Here is a 1,172-nt window from a genome sequence, read left to right as displayed (position 1 = left end):
CGGATGAGAATCTGTGTTGGTTGTCAAGGCGGATTTGGGGTCCAGAGGCGGTCCTGAGCTAGCAGGCAGTTTGCCAGCACGAGCAGCTTTCGCATGACGGCGACGAGGATCACCTTGGCTGGTTTTCCTGTGGCCTTGAGCGTGTCTGCGAAACGAGCAAGCGCGGGATTGTAGCGACAGGCCGATAAGGCGGCCATGTAGAGCGCGCGCCGGGGTGCGGGTCTGCCGGCGCGGATGGAACGACGTCCGCTTCGGGCTCCGCTGTCGTTTGCGATTGGGGCGAGCCCTGCCAGCATGGCGGCCTGCTTGCCCGAACATGTCCCCAACTCGTCCATGCCGGCCATCAAGGCCAGGGCCGTGACGCGGCCGATGCCGGGAATGGAGGTGAGTATCTCGGCCTTGCGGCAGAGCTGCGGATCCTCGCCGACACATCGCTCGATCTCTTTGTCGAGACGCTCGACATGCTGTTCCAGCTGCCGAAGAAGGCGGTTGAGTTCGCTGCGCAGAAGAGCGGTGGTGGCGGTCTTGCTGCGGTTCTGCAGGGCGGTGATGTCGCCTATCGCTGCCGATCGTGCATTGACCAGCTCCTGCAAGGCCTCGATGTGAGGACTTGGCGGCGCGCTGGCCGGCGGGCGCAGGCTCTCGGCCAAGAGTGCCAGGAAACGGGCGTCGAGCCGGTCGGTCTTGGCGAGATAGCCGCAGGCGCGGGCAAACATGCGCGCACGCAGCGGATCGATCACGGCCACGGCAAAGCCATCGTGCCAAAGCGAGCGATGGGCGGGGCGATGGAACTTGCCGGTTGCCTCCATCACGATGCTTTTGGGACGATGCCTGGCCAGCAGCCGTTTCAGCTGGCGGATGCCGGTCTTGTCATTGCCGAACCGCCGGCTTTCGCCCAGCGGATGCAAATGAACATCGAGCCACTCTTTACTCACGTCCACACCGGCATAAACTACCGGCATCGCGTCTTCTTGGAACGAAACCTTGCCTTGCATGCGGGACTTGCTCCCCATCATCTGTTCAGGACAAACGCGAGGACGGCCGGACCAATCTCATCCCCGGTTCAAGCCAAGGGGCCTGCGGTCCCGGCCGTCCGCAGTCCGGCGGATGGCCATCCGCCGGACTGCGCACCGATCATCCAACAATCAGCGCTAATTGAACATGCAAGGGGC

General features: G+C 63.5%; 1 protein-coding gene. It reads right to left on the bottom strand.

Annotated features, from left to right (window positions below; translation table 11 throughout):
- Positions 1-23: 23 nt before the first annotated feature.
- The gene (locus tag GGD57_RS28985; RefSeq protein ID WP_184473599.1) at positions 24-995 is read right to left on the bottom strand and encodes an IS110 family transposase; all 972 of its coding nucleotides are present in this window, start codon (positions 993-995) and stop codon (positions 24-26) included.
- Between the last annotated feature and the right edge of the window lie 177 nt (positions 996-1,172).

The sequence above is a fragment of the Rhizobium esperanzae genome, assembly GCF_014197615.1.
In the GTDB taxonomy this organism is placed as follows: domain Bacteria; phylum Pseudomonadota; class Alphaproteobacteria; order Rhizobiales; family Rhizobiaceae; genus Rhizobium; species Rhizobium esperanzae_A.
This window is presented reverse-complemented; position numbering and strand designations above follow the sequence as displayed.